Genomic DNA, 14,412 nt, shown 5'->3' on the forward strand with positions numbered 1-14,412 from the left:
TATAAAAAAACCCGCTTGTTAGCGGGTTTAGTCTGTTTCTTGCCGTTTTACTGGTACACACCCCCGCATTATGCCTTACACATAATGGTCATCATGCCGGTGGTGGTAATCATTGTAAAACGTGCCATAATTCTGGTTACTCTGTATATTGTTGAATCAATATTTCACTTATTCGAGAGAATGGGGGAAAGTGTTTGGTTTGTCAATTGTTTTTTTTAGAAATAAAAGACGGAACTAAAAATAGTTTCATAAAATGATAGAAAAATTCTATTTTTTTGATTTAGATTAAAAAATGATGTCTTCTCAAGCCTATTTTTGGTATATTTAACACGATTTTTATTCACCTAACAAAAAGGACCCTAAAATGGCATATCAATTACCAGAGTTAGGCTACGCTTATGATGCGTTAGAGCCACATTTCGATAAAGCAACGATGGAAATCCATCACTCAAAACACCACCAAGCATACGTAAATAACGCAAATGCAGCATTAGAAGCTCACCCTGAGCTTTTAGAAAAATGTCCGGGTGCATTAATTAAAGATTTAAGCCAAGTGCCTGCTGAAAAACGTACTGCAGTACGTAACAACGTTGGCGGTCACGTAAACCATACGCTTTTCTGGAAAGGTTTAAAAACCGGTACAACTTTACAAGGTGCATTAAAAGATGCCATCGTGCGTGATTTTGGTTCAGTAGAAGCGTTCCAAGCGGAATTTGAAAAAGCAGCAGCAACACGTTTTGGTTCAGGTTGGGCATGGTTAGTGATTGAAGACGGCAAATTAGCAGTGGTTTCAACAGCAAACCAAGATAACCCAATTATGGGTAAAGACGTTGCTGGAGTTTCAGGTTTCCCAATTTTAGGTTTAGATGTGTGGGAACACGCTTACTACTTAAATTACCAAAACCGTCGTCCAGACTACATTAAAGCATTCTGGAACGTGGTAAACTGGGACGAAGCAGCTCGCCGTTTTGAAGAAAATGGTTCACACTGTGGTTGTGCAAAATAATTGAGTAAGTTACTCGATACTAGATAAGTCAACAAGCGGTCGTTTTTGCAAGATTTTTTGTCAAAACGACCGCTTCTTATTTGGATTATTTATACTCAAAAATCACGCGTGGCGTAAGTTTAGTAATCAATTCATAGCTGATTACGCCGATATGTTGTGCAACATCTTCAATGAGGAGATCTTTGCCCCAGAAAATCACTTCATCACCGACTTTATCTTGACTGTCCGCACCCAAGTCAACCGTCAACATATCCATCGAAACTCGTCCGACAATCGGCACGATTCGTCCGTTGATTAAAACAGGTGTACCTTCCGGTGCGTTACGAGGATAGCCGTCACCGTAGCCCATTGCCACGACACCTAATTTGGTATCTTTATCACTTATCCAAGCACCGCCGTAACCGACCGGTTCGCCTGCTTTATGTGTTCTTACTGCAATCAAAGACGAAGCAAGCGTCATTACCGGTTTGAAGCCTAAGTCCGTGATTGGTGTATAGTGCGGAGAGATACCGTGCATAATAATGCCGGGACGCACCCATTCATAATGAGCTTGTTTCCAATATAAAATGCCGCTTGATGCGGAAATACTACGTTCGTGGGTAGGATAAGGTTCTGTTGCTGACTCGAAGATTGCAATTTGTTTTTCGGTGTAACCACAATCAGGTTCATCCGCACGGCTAAAATGACTGACAAAGCTAATACTTGCTACTAATGGACAGGCTTTTAAGCGTTGATAGAACATCTCAACTTGTTCCGGATGGACACCTAGACGATGCATACCGGTATCAATTTTTAACCAAACATTGATTGGGAAATAAATTTTTGCTTTACGTTTCCAGAATCCTTTTTGTTGCTCTTGTTGCCATTCTTGAGCAACTTGCTCAAGTAATTCAAGCTGTTCTAAGCAATGAACTACCGTATCAAAACGGCGAGAGAGTGTTTTTAATAATTCTTCTCGGTCAAAGAAGCCTTCAACTAATAAAATTTTGCCGGTATAACCAGTTTCTTGAATTTCCAATGCTTCTCTTAAACGTGCAACGCCAAAACCGTCGACTAAATCGGCAAGCGTACTAGCTGCGGGTAATAAGCCTTGTCCATAGGCATTAGCTTTAATCATGGCGAGGAGTTTTTGTTGAGGTGCAAAAGTTTTGATCAGTTCTATATTATGACGGAGAGCCTCGCGGCTAATAGTTGCTGTTGCTGGTTTCATTACTTTTTGTTGATAGTTTTATTTGAAAGTAAAGATAATTATACGCCCGATGAGAATAAATGGACAACGAATAATGAACATCGGATAATTCTATACAGATTTAACGTTGAGGATTTTCTTTATGCTGACACTTTTATACGATTTGAAAGAAACGAATGTGATTTCCGAATTAGATTATCAGTTCGCCAAAATGATTGATCGTAAACAGCAAAATCATCCCTATACCGAACAACAAAAAAACTTGGCGGTACTGCTTGCCGCATTGGTTTCTTTTCAGGTAATGCAAGGGCATTCCGCTATTCGCCTTGATTCTTATATAACACATTCTTTTTTCGGATTAACCGGTAGGAATAGCGAGCGAGATATTCATAGCGAAATCTTGCAAAAAATCGACAATATTACACCGCTTGAATGGCAGAAGGTATTAGCAAATCATATTGCCTTTAGTTCGGATCCTATACAAGTTGCACCGATGCTGTTTCAGCATGGACTACTTTATTTTTATCGTTACTGGCAGGCGGAAAATAATATTGCGAATTACTTAGTCAAAGCGGTCGAATTTTCGCAAGAAATTGCAAATACGGAATTAGATAAACGGATTATTGAAAAATTATTTGAAAAATCCGATGAGATAAATTGGCAAAAAGTGGCGGTTGCTACCGCAATCAAGAAAAAGTTTAGTGTCATTTCCGGCGGACCGGGAACTGGTAAAACGACGACGGTTGCCAAATTATTAGCCGCTTTGCAAGAAAAACAACTGCGTAGCGGTAAAGAGATGCTAAATATTGCACTTGTTGCGCCGACAGGAAAAGCGGCTGCACGTTTGAAAGAGTCCATTTCATTGAGTCTGAGCGGACTTCATTTGAGTTTCGATATTCCAACGATCGCATCGACCATTCATCGTTTATTAGGAATACGTCCGCAAAGCGATGAACCTCGTTATCACAAAAAAAATCCGCTACATATTGATCTGTTAGTCGTAGATGAAGCCTCTATGATCGATCTTTTCTTGATGGAAAAATTAATGGCGGCATTAAAGCCGAGTACCCGATTAATTATTTTAGGCGATAAAGACCAGCTTGCGTCGGTGGAAGCGGGCGCAATTATGGGAGAGCTAGGAGAATTTATTCAACAAGGCTATAGCCAAGAACATTGCGATTATTTGCGTCAAGTTACCGGTTATCAATTAGTTTCGCAAGGAAAACCGGTAGCGATTTGTGATTCACTATGCCATTTGAAAAAAAGTTACCGTTTTGCGGATAATTCTGGTATCGGGCAGTTAGCCAAATTAGTTAATGAAAAGCAAGCGGCGGAATCTTGGCAGCTTTTTGCAAAAGGTTCCACGGATCTATCTTTAGTTGAATATGCGTATATTTCAGACTTTTCCGAAAAACAACAATGGATCCGAAACTGCGTAAAGCAAGTAGTCGATAAGGCGGTAGAGCTATATAAAGAGTACCTTACTTTAGTAAAATTGCGGTTTAACAATCCGCAAGAAGTTTCAGTCGGCGAAATTTTTAAGGCTTTCCAAAAAGTAAGATTTTTATCGGCATTGCGAGTAAGCGAATTGGGTGTAGAACAATTAAATAAAAGGATAGAAATAGCTTTAGCTGTGGCAAAACTGATTTCTTTAGAACAAAGTAAAAACTACTATATCGGTAAACCGTTACTTATTACGCAAAACTCTCCCCAAAATCATATTTATAGTGGCGATATAGGAATTATCTTACCGGATGAAAATAAAGTATCGAGAGTTTATTTTGACACGAAAATCGATGATGAGTATTTAAGTCTTTCGTTAAATAGGATTCCGGAGTTTGAGTCGGCTTATGTGATGACGGTTCATAAATCACAAGGTTCGGAATTTGAATATACTTTACTGATAACACCGCTACATTTTGCACCGGTTATGAGTAAAGAATTAATTTATACGGCAATTACTCGAGCTAAAAAACATTTTACGTTATTCGGAGGAAAACAGATTTGGCTACAAGCGGTGAATAATAATATTCAACGCCAAAGCGGATTGAAAGCACAATTAATACACTTGTTTGGTTAAAATAATGCACTAATTGTATTAAATCTGTTCTCTTAAACACTTTTTCAAGATTTTTTTGTAAAAAGTACTTGCAAGGAATGTGAATTTCTCTATAATGCACCTCACACAACGACGCGCTGTTGTGAACGAGAAGTAAATGCAGTGCGTCGTTCTTTTTTGCTCTTTAACAATATATCAGACAATCTGTGTGGGCACTTGTTGATTGACTTGATTTTAAAAAATTATTTAAAACTTGAAGTCTTAATAGGTGCTTAAACTAGAAATTCATATTTTTCTTTTTACTTAACTTGGTTAGGTAAGGGAAGTGAACTTAGCTAAGCAGTATATTGAGCGATTAAACTTTTTGAATTGAAGAGTTTGATCATGGCTCAGATTGAACGCTGGCGGCAGGCTTAACACATGCAAGTCGAACGGTAGCACAAAGGAGCTTGCTCCTTGGGTGACGAGTGGCGGACGGGTGAGTAATGCTTGGGAATCTGGCTTATGGAGGGGGATAACTACGGGAAACTGTAGCTAATACCGCGTAATATCTTAGGATTAAAGTGTGGGACCTTCGGGCCACATGCCATGAGATGAGCCCAAGTGGGATTAGGTAGTTGGTGGGGTAAAGGCCTACCAAGCCGACGATCTCTAGCTGGTCTGAGAGGATGACCAGCCACACTGGAACTGAGACACGGTCCAGACTCCTACGGGAGGCAGCAGTGGGGAATATTGCACAATGGGGGGAACCCTGATGCAGCCATGCCGCGTGAATGAAGAAGGCCTTCGGGTTGTAAAGTTCTTTCGGTGATGAGGAAGGTGGATGTTTTAATAGGGCATTCAATTGACGTTAGTCACAGAAGAAGCACCGGCTAACTCCGTGCCAGCAGCCGCGGTAATACGGAGGGTGCGAGCGTTAATCGGAATAACTGGGCGTAAAGGGCACGCAGGCGGTTGATTAAGTGAGATGTGAAAGCCCCGGGCTTAACCTGGGAATTGCATTTCATACTGGTCAACTAGAGTACTTTAGGGAGGGGGAGAATTCCACGTGTAGCGGTGAAATGCGTAGAGATGTGGAGGAATACCGAAGGCGAAGGCAGCCCCTTGGGAATGTACTGACGCTCATGTGCGAAAGCGTGGGGAGCAAACAGGATTAGATACCCTGGTAGTCCACGCTGTAAACGCTGTCGATTTGGGGATTGGTCTTTGAGACTGGTGCCCGAAGCTAACGTGATAAATCGACCGCCTGGGGAGTACGGCCGCAAGGTTAAAACTCAAATGAATTGACGGGGGCCCGCACAAGCGGTGGAGCATGTGGTTTAATTCGATGCAACGCGAAGAACCTTACCTACTCTTGACATCCAGAGAATCCTGTAGAGATACGGGAGTGCCTTCGGGAGCTCTGAGACAGGTGCTGCATGGCTGTCGTCAGCTCGTGTTGTGAAATGTTGGGTTAAGTCCCGCAACGAGCGCAACCCTTATCCTTTGTTGCCAGCGGTTCGGCCGGGAACTCAAAGGAGACTGCCAGTGATAAACTGGAGGAAGGTGGGGATGACGTCAAGTCATCATGGCCCTTACGAGTAGGGCTACACACGTGCTACAATGGCGTATACAGAGGGAAGCAATATGGCGACATGGAGCAAATCTCACAAAGTACGTCTAAGTCCGGATTGGAGTCTGCAACTCGACTCCATGAAGTCGGAATCGCTAGTAATCGCAAATCAGAATGTTGCGGTGAATACGTTCCCGGGCCTTGTACACACCGCCCGTCACACCATGGGAGTGGGTTGTACCAGAAGTAGATAGCTTAACCGCAAGGGGGGCGTTTACCACGGTATGATTCATGACTGGGGTGAAGTCGTAACAAGGTAACCGTAGGGGAACCTGCGGTTGGATCACCTCCTTACCAAGAATTAAGCGACAGCGAGTGCTCACACAGATTGTTTGATAGAAAGAAGACGAAAACGGATATAATCCGGCATCCTTTTGGGTCTGTAGCTCAGGTGGTTAGAGCGCACCCCTGATAAGGGTGAGGTCGGTGGTTCAAGTCCACTCAGACCCACCACTCTAAACGAGTGAAAACCGAAAGGTGTGATTATATTAAGTCATGATGTATGGGGATATAGCTCAGCTGGGAGAGCGCCTGCCTTGCACGCAGGAGGTCAGCGGTTCGATCCCGCTTATCTCCACCAATCATCATGACTAAGTGAATAAATGGTGTATTTGTTTATTTAGTCATGATGATAAGTCAAATTATTGTCTTAAATTGTTCTTTAAAAAATTGGAAACAAGCTGAAAAACTGAGAGATTTTCGAAAGAAAGTCTGAGTAGTTAAAAAATCTTGACTGAACAAAAGCAGTCAAGTGTTTAGTTGAATTAATCAACACGTTAAATGTAAAAGTTTGAAAGAACAAGAACATTTGAGGTTGTATAGTTAAGTGACTAAGCGTACACGGTGGATGCCTTGGCAATCAGAGGCGAAGAAGGACGTGCTAATCTGCGAAAAGCTTGGATGAGTTGATAAGAAGCGTTTAATCCAAGATATCCGAATGGGGAAACCCACTAGATGAAGAATCTAGTATTATTAAGTGAATCCATAGCTTAATAAGGCAAACCGGGAGAACTGAAACATCTAAGTACCCCGAGGAAAAGAAATCAACCGAGATTCTGTAAGTAGCGGCGAGCGAAAGCGGAAGAGCCTGTTAGTGATAATCGTTTTGTTAGGAGAATGAGCTGGGAAGCTCAATCGTAGAGGGTGATAATCCCGTATCCGAAAACATTACGATGGTACTAAGCTAACGATAAGTAGGGCGGGACACGAGAAATCCTGTTTGAAGAAGGGGGGACCATCCTCCAAGGCTAAATACTCCTGATTGACCGATAGTGAACCAGTACTGTGAAGGAAAGGCGAAAAGAACCCCAGTGAGGGGAGTGAAATAGAACCTGAAACCGTGTACGTACAAGCAGTGGGAGCGAGAGAAATCTTGTGACTGCGTACCTTTTGTATAATGGGTCAGCGACTTATATTTTGTAGCGAGGTTAACTGAATAAGGGAGCCGAAGGGAAACCGAGTCTTAACTGGGCGAAGAGTTGCAAGGTATAGACCCGAAACCCGGTGATCTAGCCATGGGCAGGTTGAAGATTGGGTAACACTAATTGGAGGACCGAACCGACTAATGTTGAAAAATTAGCGGATGACTTGTGGCTGGGGGTGAAAGGCCAATCAAACCGGGAGATAGCTGGTTCTCCCCGAAATCTATTTAGGTAGAGCCTTGAGCGGACACCTTCGGGGGTAGAGCACTGTTTCGGCTAGGGGTCCATCCCGGATTACCAACCCGATGCAAACTGCGAATACCGAAGAGTGATACTCAGGAGACACACGGCGGGTGCTAACGTCCGTCGTGGAGAGGGAAACAACCCAGACCGCCAGCTAAGGTCCCAAAGTACTAGTTAAGTGGGAAACGAAGTGGGAAGGCTTAGACAGCTAGGATGTTGGCTTAGAAGCAGCCACCATTTAAAGAAAGCGTAATAGCTCACTAGTCGAGTCGGCCTGCGCGGAAGATGTAACGGGGCTAAAACTAGTCACCGAAGCTGCGGCATCAATGGAAACATTGTTGGGTAGGGGAGCGTTCTGTAAGCGGATGAAGCTGAATTGAGAAGTTTGGTGGACGTATCAGAAGTGCGAATGCTGACATAAGTAACGACAAAACGAGTGAAAAACTCGTTCGCCGGAAGACCAAGGGTTCCTGTCCAACGTTAATCGGGGCAGGGTGAGTCGGCCCCTAAGGCGAGGCTGAAAAGCGTAGTCGATGGGAAACGGGTTAATATTCCCGTACTTGGATAAACTGCGATGTGGGGACGGAGAAGGTTAGGTAATCAGACTGTTGGATGTCTGTTTAAGCCGGTAGGTGGTACATTTAGGCAAATCCGGATGTACATAACACCGAGAAGTGATGACGAGTCTCTACGGAGATGAAGTTACCGATACCACGCTTCCAGGAAAAGCCACTAAGCTTCAGGTTTATCTAAACCGTACTATAAACCGACACAGGTGGTCAGGTAGAGAATACTCAGGCGCTTGAGAGAACTCGGGTGAAGGAACTAGGCAAAATAGCACCGTAACTTCGGGAGAAGGTGCGCCGGCGTAGATTGTAGTGATTTACTCACGAAGGTTGAACCGGTCGAAGATACCAGCTGGCTGCAACTGTTTATTAAAAACACAGCACTCTGCAAACACGAAAGTGGACGTATAGGGTGTGATGCCTGCCCGGTGCTGGAAGGTTAATTGATGGTGTTATCGCAAGAGAAGCTCCTGATCGAAGCCCCAGTAAACGGCGGCCGTAACTATAACGGTCCTAAGGTAGCGAAATTCCTTGTCGGGTAAGTTCCGACCTGCACGAATGGCATAATGATGGCCAGGCTGTCTCCACCCGAGACTCAGTGAAATTGAAATCGCCGTGAAGATGCGGTGTACCCGCGGCTAGACGGAAAGACCCCGTGAACCTTTACTATAGCTTGACACTGAACATTGAATTTTGATGTGTAGGATAGGTGGGAGCCTTTGAAGCAGTCACGCCAGTGATTGTGGAGGCGTCCTTGAAATACCACCCTTTAACGTTTGATGTTCTAACGAAGATTGCGGAACGCGGTCTCGGACAGTGTCTGGTGGGTAGTTTGACTGGGGCGGTCTCCTCCCAAAGCGTAACGGAGGAGCACGAAGGTTTGCTAATCACGGTCGGACATCGTGAGGTTAGTGCAATGGTATAAGCAAGCTTAACTGCGAGACAGACAAGTCGAGCAGGTGCGAAAGCAGGTCATAGTGATCCGGTGGTTCTGAATGGAAGGGCCATCGCTCAACGGATAAAAGGTACTCCGGGGATAACAGGCTGATACCGCCCAAGAGTTCATATCGACGGCGGTGTTTGGCACCTCGATGTCGGCTCATCACATCCTGGGGCTGAAGTAGGTCCCAAGGGTATGGCTGTTCGCCATTTAAAGTGGTACGCGAGCTGGGTTTAGAACGTCGTGAGACAGTTCGGTCCCTATCTGCCGTGGGCGTTGGAGAATTGAGAGGGGCTGCTCCTAGTACGAGAGGACCGGAGTGGACGCATCACTGGTGTTCCAGTTGTCTCGCCAGAGGCATTGCTGGGTAGCTACATGCGGAAGAGATAAGTGCTGAAAGCATCTAAGCACGAAACTTGCCTCAAGATGAGTTCTCCCAGTCTATAAGACTGTAAGGGTTGTTGGAGACTACGACGTAGATAGGTGTGGTGTGTAAGCGTAGTGATACGTTGAGCTAACACATACTAATTGCCCGAGAGGCTTAACTATACAACGCTCAAGTGTTTTTGGGCGTGAAGTTAAGAAACTAAACAAAGAACGAAAGACTAAAAAATCAGTGAACAGCTTGTTTCGAATTTAAGATGTCAATAAAAAGACAAATAAAGAACAAAGAAAAAGACAGATAAAGAAGACAAAAGACATCAACAGAATATTCTGGCGACCAGAGTGCTGTGGCTCTACCTGACTCCATTCCGAACTCAGAAGTAAAACGCAGTAACGCCGATGGTAGTGTGGGGTTTCCCCATGTGAGAGTAGGGCATCGCCAGATTGAAATTAGCGCGAGAGCGAAAAGAAACCCTGTGGTTAGTGATAACGACAGGGTTTTTGCTTTTGGGAAATTGAGAAAGCACGTTGATAACTCAGCGGAAAAGGGCTTTTAGGCGGTTTAGTGGGAATCGTGAAACATGCGTTACGGTGAGTGATATCGAAAAACAAAAACGGCTAGAGGTAAACTTCTAGCCGTTTTTGTTTTATAGGATTATTTTACCGGTGCTTGAGCAAGTAATTTAGTGATAAGTTTCCAGTAAATTTCAACTGCTGGGATATGTACTTTTTCGTCCGGTGAATGAGCATTACGGATCGTTGGACCGATAGATACTAGATCCATAGTCGGATATACTTTTTTGATTAATCCGCATTCTAATCCGGCATGAATAACTTTAATTTGAGCTTCATAACCTAATACTTCATCGTAAATTGTTTTTGTTAATGGTGTAATTTGTGAATGAGTATCAGGCTCCCAACCAGGGTAGTTTCCTGAGAATGTAACTTTCGCACCGGTTAATGCTGCAAGCGAATTGATTTTTCCTCTCACATCTTCTTTTCCGCTTTCGATTAATGAACGAGCTAAAATCGTTGCGGTGAGTTGTTGTTCCTCAATTTTGACTAAGCCGATACTTAATGAGGTTTCTACTACATCTTTGACAACATCACTATTACGGATAATGCCGTTTGGCAATACATTAAGTAAATGGATTACTTTTTGAGTTGATTCAACAGTTAATGATTGATTCGGTAATTGACTCGGCTCAATTTCAAGTTTCAAATTAGCTTCCGCTAATCTCAGTTCGTTTTGAATTTTCTTTGCTAATTCGGTTAAATAAGCGATTACATTTTGTTGATGATTTGCAGCAACGGTTAAAGTTACTTGAGCTTCACGTGGAATCGCATTACGTACAGAGCCGCCTTTTAAAGCAGAAATTTGAATCGGATAATGTGTTTGTATCTCTGCTAAGATTCTTGCCATTAATTTGATAGCGTTAGCTCTCGTTGTATGGATATCACAGCCAGAATGCCCGCCTTGCAAGCCTTTTAAAGTAATTTGCAATGCAGAATCGTGAGCATTTGTTTCATATTGAAGCGGAAGCGATAAGTTAATGTTTTCGCCGCCGGCACATCCGATATAAATTTCACCGTTTTCCTCGGTATCGGTATTAATCATGATATTTGATTGTAGCCAATTCGGACGTAAGCCTAAGACACCTTCCATCCCGACTTCTTCACTCATCGTCAGTAAGATTTCGAGTGCAGGATGAGCGATATCATCCGCTTCTAATACGGCGAGACAAGAGGCAAGCCCAATACCGTTATCGGCACCTAGCGTCGTTCCTTTGGCTTTTACCCATTCTCCGTCAATATAAGGTTGAATAGGATCTTTGAGAAAATCATGCTGAGTAGCGGCATTTGCTTGCGGCACCATATCTAAATGAGCTTGAAGTGCGATAGCACAACGATTTTCCATACCTTGCGTAGCCGGTTTACGAATTAATACGTTTCCCGCTTCATCTCGTTCGGCAAATAAATTTTTGGATTTTGCCCAATCAACGATAAATTCCGCAAGTTGGTCTTCATGGTAAGACGGGTGAGGAATCGCACAGACTTTATCGAACCATTGCCATAATAAAGTCGGAGAAAGTTTTGTGATTTCAGACATATTTACCTCTAGTATTTATCTAATTATTTATCGGCGGTCAAAAATTCGTAAAATTTTGCAAAAATTTGACCGCTATTGTTGAAGAACAATGGAAATGATAGCACGAATGCGCTTTTTAGGTTAGAATAACGCAATTTTTTTATTCGGTGTCTTGGCACCGCTTTTTTTTATCTAGGACTTTTTATGAGTGAAAAATACACAAACGAAAAATATGTTGTAACTTGGGATATGTTCCATATGCACGCCCGTAAATTAGCGGAACGTCTTTTACCTGCATCTCAATGGAAAGGCATTATTGCGGTAAGTCGCGGCGGTTTATTCCCGGCTGCGGTACTTGCGCGTGAATTAAGTATCCGTCATGTTGAAACCGTATGTATTTCCAGCTATGACCATGATGAACAAGGTGAATTAAAAGTATTACACGCTGCACAAACTGACGGCGAAGGTTTTATTGTCGTAGATGATTTAGTTGATACCGGTAATACGGCGAAAGAAATCCGTAAAATGTATCCTAAAGCGAAATTTGTCACTGTATTCGCTAAACCGGCGGGTGCACCGTTAGTTGATGACTATGTGATTGATATTCCTCAAGAAACGTGGATTGAACAACCTTGGGACTTAGGCATCACGTTTGTTCCGCCTCTTGCACGTAAGTAATTCGTGAATAATGGAGAACTGATTAAGATTGGTTCTCCATTTTCAATTTTAACTTTCTCATTTTCAATCATAAATCATTGTTATGTTAGGTAATCTTTACATTCTTTCCGCGCCAAGCGGTGCCGGTAAATCATCGTTAATCAATGCATTATTAGCGGATTTACCTCGTTCGGAAGTTCAACTTTCTATTTCGCATACCACACGTAACCCTCGTCCGGGTGAATCGCATGCGGTACATTATTATTTTACGAATCATACCGAATTTGAATCATTAATTGAGCAAGGGCATTTTTTAGAATGGGCTGAAGTATTCGGTAATTATTACGGTACTTCTTTGCCGATGATAGAAAAGAGTCTGGAGAATGGGATTGATGTATTTTTAGATATTGATTGGCAGGGAGCCCGTCAAATTCGTAATAAAGTTCCGAATGTAAAGACTATTTTTATTTTACCGCCTTCTCGTGAGGAATTGGAAAAACGTTTAATCGGCAGAGGACAAGACTCCGCAGAAACGATTAGTAAAAGAATGGCTGAAGCAGTATCGGAAATGTCTCATTACAATGAATTTGATTATGTGATTGTTAATGATGATTTTCAAACCGCATTAAGCGAATTAAAAAGTATTTTGACTTCGGAACGTTTGAAACAATCGGCTCAGGCGGTTCGACATCAAAAGTTGATTCGTCAATTACTCTCGGAATAAGCGGACTAAATTTAGTAAAAATTTACCTAAACGAACTATTTTTTTATTCTGATTGGCTTAATAATAGCCTTTATTTAAATATAGTTTCTCCGATGGATAGCAGTTTGTAGGAAATAATATGAAACTTTCAAAATTAGCTTTAACACTTTCCGTTGTACTTGCCTTATCGGCTTGTTCAACAACAAAATTAAGTGCGGACGGTTCGATCGAACAAGCACAAGCAACTTATCAGCAGTACGAAGAGATTACTAAGCAATTTCAGATTAATGAACAATGGTGGCAAGGCTATAATGATAGTCAGTTAAATTCGCTTGTTGATCAAGCGATTGCTAACAACCTGGATTTAGCGAAAAGTGCCATTGCAGTAAATAGAGCACTGTATAATGCGAATTTAGTCGGTGCGAATTTAGTGCCGACTTTTAGCGGATCAGGTTCTACATCTGCAGCGAAAGGTGTCGGTTCTACGTCAAATCAAGTTTCAACAGGTGTATCGACTATTTCAAATACGACAAGTTTTAAATTAAGTTACACACTTGATTTATGGCATCGTCTAGCGGATGCGGCAAGTGCGGCGGAATGGGAGCATAAAGCGACGGTTGAAGATTTAAAAGCGACACGTCTTTCATTATTAAACTCTGTTGTTTCGACTTATTATCAAATTGCCTATTATAAAGATGCGATCGCTGTGATTGAACGTACGATTAATAATTATCAGCAGATTTCAACTATCTTAAATAATAAGTATGCCGCAGGTGCAATCGATCGTTTAGCGGTAGAACAAGCTCAACAGGCAACGTTAAACGCACGTAATAGTTTAATTTCGGTTCGTACCAATCTCAAAACTGCAGAGCAAACATTACGTAATTTGCTAAATTTAAAACCGAATCAAGCATTACCGGCTCGTTATCCGAGTATTTTAGGTGTTAAATTGCAAGGTATTGATTTAAATGTACCGGTATCGGCAATTGCAAATCGTCCGGATGTTGTAGCTCGTTTAAATCGTTTACAAAGCGCATTTAAATCCTTGACTGCGACAGAAAAAAGTTGGTTCCCGACAGTTACGCTCGGCGGTTCAATTTCAGCCAGTGCATCGAAAGTTGCAAATATTAGCGATAATCCGGTCGGTAACGGCGTAATTTCATTTGATTTACCCTTCTTAGATTGGAATCGAGTAAAAAATAATGTGAAAATTTCCGAGTCGGATTATATGACGGCGAAGTTAAATTATGAACAGACGGTAACAAGTGCATTAAATGAAATTGATAGCCACTACTATGCTTATCAACAATCACTTAGCAGTTATGCGACCTTACAACAGGCGTATGAGCATGACAAACGTATCAGTAGCTATTATAAAAATCGTTATGAACAAGGCGTATCGGAGTTCCGTGAATGGATTAGCGCATTGAATACGGAATTAAATTCTCAGCTCTCCATTCTGAATCAGAAGTATATGATTCTATCAAACGAGAATACGGTATATCAGTCCATGGCGGGTAAATATAGAAGATAGTATTACGAA

At 42.3% G+C, this 14,412-nt stretch carries 7 protein-coding genes, 2 tRNA genes and 3 rRNA genes; 10 read left to right on the top strand and 2 right to left on the bottom strand.

All coding sequences use genetic code 11. The annotated features are described in order from the left end of the window. Nucleotides 1-364 precede the first annotated feature (364 nt). Entirely contained in the window at nucleotides 365-1,006 is a 642-nt protein-coding gene (sodA, locus tag NYR63_RS01380) for a superoxide dismutase [Mn] (protein ID WP_279457834.1), read from the top strand. 85 nt (nucleotides 1,007-1,091) lie between these two features. Here sodA and alr read toward each other — a convergent pair whose 3' ends face one another. Then, nucleotides 1,092-2,216 (bottom strand): alanine racemase, encoded by a 1,125-nt coding sequence (gene alr, locus NYR63_RS01385; RefSeq protein ID WP_279457835.1) that lies wholly within the window; start codon nucleotides 2,214-2,216, stop codon nucleotides 1,092-1,094. Nucleotides 2,217-2,337: 121 nt separating this feature from the next. Here alr and recD point away from each other — a divergent pair, with 121 nt between their 5' ends. From recD to rrf, 6 genes are all read left to right on the top strand, one after another. Beyond that, nucleotides 2,338-4,275 carry an exodeoxyribonuclease V subunit alpha gene (gene recD / locus NYR63_RS01390; protein ID WP_279457836.1) on the top strand — a complete coding sequence of 646 codons (1,938 nt, stop codon included), beginning with the start codon at nucleotides 2,338-2,340 and terminating at the stop codon, nucleotides 4,273-4,275. A gap of 345 nt (nucleotides 4,276-4,620) precedes the next feature. After that, nucleotides 4,621-6,160: ribosomal RNA gene (locus tag NYR63_RS01395) — 16S ribosomal RNA — on the top strand. An 82-nt stretch (nucleotides 6,161-6,242) separates the two neighbouring features. Then, nucleotides 6,243-6,319: transfer RNA gene (locus NYR63_RS01400), tRNA-Ile, on the top strand. Nucleotides 6,320-6,370: 51 nt separating this feature from the next. Then, nucleotides 6,371-6,446 (top strand) — tRNA-Ala (locus NYR63_RS01405). Between the two features lie 240 nt (nucleotides 6,447-6,686). Then, a 23S ribosomal RNA gene (locus tag NYR63_RS01410) occupies nucleotides 6,687-9,585 on the top strand. 164 nt (nucleotides 9,586-9,749) lie between these two features. Then, nucleotides 9,750-9,865, top strand: a 5S ribosomal RNA gene (gene rrf, locus NYR63_RS01415). The 16S, 23S and 5S rRNA genes sit together here with 2 tRNA genes alongside, the layout of an rRNA operon. A gap of 210 nt (nucleotides 9,866-10,075) precedes the next feature. On the opposite strand, the gene NYR63_RS01420 is transcribed toward rrf, so the two are convergent. Continuing rightward, entirely contained in the window at nucleotides 10,076-11,530 is a 1,455-nt protein-coding gene (locus tag NYR63_RS01420; protein ID WP_279457837.1) for an aminoacyl-histidine dipeptidase, read from the bottom strand. A gap of 183 nt (nucleotides 11,531-11,713) precedes the next feature. On the opposite strand from NYR63_RS01420, the gene gpt reads away from it, so the two are divergent. From gpt to tdeA, 3 genes are all read left to right on the top strand, one after another. Beyond that, the gene (gene gpt / locus NYR63_RS01425; protein WP_005600318.1) at nucleotides 11,714-12,187 is read left to right on the top strand and encodes a xanthine phosphoribosyltransferase; all 474 of its coding nucleotides are present in this window, start codon (nucleotides 11,714-11,716) and stop codon (nucleotides 12,185-12,187) included. 82 nt (nucleotides 12,188-12,269) lie between these two features. Beyond that, entirely contained in the window at nucleotides 12,270-12,890 is a 621-nt protein-coding gene (gmk, locus tag NYR63_RS01430) for a guanylate kinase (RefSeq protein WP_279457838.1), read from the top strand. A 118-nt stretch (nucleotides 12,891-13,008) separates the two neighbouring features. Continuing rightward, nucleotides 13,009-14,403 (top strand): toxin/drug exporter TdeA, encoded by a 1,395-nt coding sequence (gene tdeA / locus NYR63_RS01435; protein ID WP_279457839.1) that lies wholly within the window; start codon nucleotides 13,009-13,011, stop codon nucleotides 14,401-14,403. Nucleotides 14,404-14,412 lie beyond the last annotated feature (9 nt).

It is taken from the genome of Actinobacillus genomosp. 1 (genome assembly GCF_029774175.1).
Classification (GTDB): domain Bacteria; phylum Pseudomonadota; class Gammaproteobacteria; order Enterobacterales; family Pasteurellaceae; genus Actinobacillus.

Bases quoted from the DNA above. Each gene is read 5' to 3' on its own strand.
- sodA (WP_279457834.1), top strand. From the start codon at position 365: ATGGCATATCAATTACCAGAGTTAGGCTACGCTTATGATGCGTTAGAG.
- alr (WP_279457835.1), bottom strand. From the start codon at position 2,216: ATGAAACCAGCAACAGCAACTATTAGCCGCGAGGCTCTCCGTCATAAT.
- recD (WP_279457836.1), top strand. From the start codon at position 2,338: ATGCTGACACTTTTATACGATTTGAAAGAAACGAATGTGATTTCCGAA.
- NYR63_RS01420 (WP_279457837.1), bottom strand. From the start codon at position 11,530: ATGTCTGAAATCACAAAACTTTCTCCGACTTTATTATGGCAATGGTTC.
- gpt (WP_005600318.1), top strand. From the start codon at position 11,714: ATGAGTGAAAAATACACAAACGAAAAATATGTTGTAACTTGGGATATG.
- gmk (WP_279457838.1), top strand. From the start codon at position 12,270: ATGTTAGGTAATCTTTACATTCTTTCCGCGCCAAGCGGTGCCGGTAAA.
- tdeA (WP_279457839.1), top strand. From the start codon at position 13,009: ATGAAACTTTCAAAATTAGCTTTAACACTTTCCGTTGTACTTGCCTTA.